Genomic DNA, 2,072 nt, shown 5'->3' with positions numbered 1-2,072 from the left:
ATCATGCCCTGTTACTGAAAGCAGTGCGGCATCACACACAGGAACGCTGGTTGGTGATGTATATCGAACGCTGGCTGAAGGCGCCGGTGCAAATGCCGGATGGAAGGGTGCAGGTACGGAACAGGGGAACGCCGCAGGGCGGCGTGATTTCACCCCTGATTTCGAATCTGTTCCTGCATTATGCCTTTGATATGTGGATGAAACGTCAGTTTCCCGGCGTCCCCTTTGAAAGGTATGCCGATGGGGAGGTTCCCTTGCGCGACCCGATAACCCCAATAACCGTGCCTAGCGCGGTTTTGGTGTTTCACCTAATAATAAGTTTCGATTCTTTTTTATCCGTTCAACTTATCTACGTTTGCTTTTTTTCGACTGTTTTCGCCTTTGAAACAGATTCTTTGCTCAAAACAATGATGAAGTATATAAAGTAAGGCAATTAATTTCGAATGTGCACTTTAAAATTTCATTAATTTCGAAGCTTATTTCTGAACAAAACATGCCTTACAAATAAGGAATAACAAATGGAGTTGAGCCTAAAGGCTACAACTCTCAATAGTTAGCCCCTTTCACTTCGTTCAAGGGAAAAATTCAATATATAACGTCCCGTAAGCGGTCGTAAACACCCGCCAACGCGCAGATACGCCACGCCTACGGCGTGACCACTGCGTGCCTCCGGCAGAACTAATTAAACTCAAACTACTTGATAAATTTTTTAGCTTAGCAGGGGAGAAGGATTTTGTGATCCCATTGATCCTCTATGGCTTCGGCGGTTCAACCATTTTATCCCCGTTGGATAATGAGAGCCGCCTTTCATTCGCTTCGCTCATAAAATCAGCATAGTTTATAGATCATTACAGCGAATAATTGATTTTAAAGTAGTATCTGTTACTATAGTACTTGTTACCACTTGGAGAACATTTGTGGCGTTCTATAAAATCTCATCTTTCAAAAAAAGCACGAAAAAAATTAACATTTCAGATCAACAGTTATTGAATGCTGCACAAGAAGTTCAAAACGGAAAGTTTGAAGCTGATTTGGGTGGTGGCGTTATCAAAAAACGAATAGCAATTCATGGAAAAGGTAAAAGTGGTGGAATAAGAGTCATCATCTTCTTTAAGGTTAACAACCATCTCTTTTTTGCTGACGGCTGGACAAAAAGTACCATTAGCTCTAAAGGTACAAAAGAAATCGAAGATGATGAATTGGAAGCGTATAAACAGCTTTCCAAACTTTTCCTTAGCTATACAGATCAAAAGATCAATGAGTTAATAACCCATGGTATCTTGGAGGAAATCATCTGTGAGTAATAAATTAAACAACATGCTTGAGCTAGCCAAAGAACTACATGCTATTGATGCTGCACCGGAAAGTTTGGTTAATGATCTCAAAAAAGCCGTTAATACACGGAAAATCAACGATAAGATTAAAGCTGTTACTATGATGACAGGAGCTGAGATAAAGCAACTGCGTACGCAACATGGAATGTCTCAAGCTATGCTGGCTCTAGCATTAGGAATGTCAAAAGAAAGTGTTTCTAAATGGGAAAGAGAAGAAAAAAAGCCAAGTGGCCCAGCTCTTAGAATGCTACGTATCCTTGAACGACGTGGACCTGAAGTTTTATTGGTTTAATTCGGGATTTGGGTGAGTAAAACTGCCCAGTCACCTAGATAGGGGTCCGCTTGGAATTCGGAAAATATCCCACGCTAAGTGTATTTTTAACCAGTTATGTGTAGGCAATTATCTGAGTTGCTAATGCTGTAGTGCTTCTGTGTCCGAAATCGAACACTTTCGGACATGCTTGCTGCCACGTGTCCGAAAGTTAGTTAATTTCATATCGTACACCTGCTATAATTCGGACCTCCTTTTCGGACAGGAAAATATATCATGGAGAGCATAAAAAACCGTGGGGCACTTATGCCGCCATCTTTTCTGCCCAAGAATGCTCCGTTTCGTCACCTAATTTTATGCCCGGATACCAATACTCAAATTGGGTTTTCAAATCATCATTCAGTACGGCTGTACGGGTCTGGAGTAAGTAATGCGCACCTTGCTGGCTCCACTGCATCTGCTGTTTT

At 41.6% G+C, this 2,072-nt stretch carries 2 protein-coding genes and 2 pseudogenes; 3 read left to right on the top strand and 1 reads right to left on the bottom strand.

The features are described 5' to 3' along the window. From AACQ38_RS23625 to AACQ38_RS23615, 3 genes and pseudogenes are all read left to right on the top strand, one after another. Positions 1 to 242, top strand: a pseudogene (locus tag AACQ38_RS23625) (reverse transcriptase domain-containing protein); the annotation flags it as partial. Between the two features lie 675 nt (positions 243 to 917). Next, positions 918 to 1,304 (top strand): type II toxin-antitoxin system RelE/ParE family toxin, encoded by a 387-nt coding sequence (locus AACQ38_RS23620; RefSeq protein WP_165579229.1) that lies wholly within the window; start codon positions 918 to 920, stop codon positions 1,302 to 1,304. Continuing rightward, on the top strand, positions 1,297 to 1,626 hold the full coding sequence (locus AACQ38_RS23615; RefSeq protein ID WP_339367091.1) for a helix-turn-helix domain-containing protein: 330 nt from the start codon (positions 1,297 to 1,299) through the stop codon (positions 1,624 to 1,626). Before AACQ38_RS23620 ends, AACQ38_RS23615 begins: the two co-directional genes overlap by 8 nt. 283 nt (positions 1,627 to 1,909) lie before the next feature. Here AACQ38_RS23615 and AACQ38_RS23610 read toward each other — a convergent pair. Beyond that, positions 1,910 to 2,072, bottom strand: a pseudogene (locus AACQ38_RS23610) (ISKra4 family transposase); the annotation flags it as partial.

It is taken from the genome of Photorhabdus sp. RW14-46, assembly GCF_963887965.1.
In the GTDB taxonomy this organism is placed as follows: Bacteria; Pseudomonadota; Gammaproteobacteria; order Enterobacterales; family Enterobacteriaceae; genus Photorhabdus; species Photorhabdus laumondii.
Note: the sequence above shows the minus strand (reverse complement) of the source record. Positions and strands in the feature narration are given on the sequence as shown.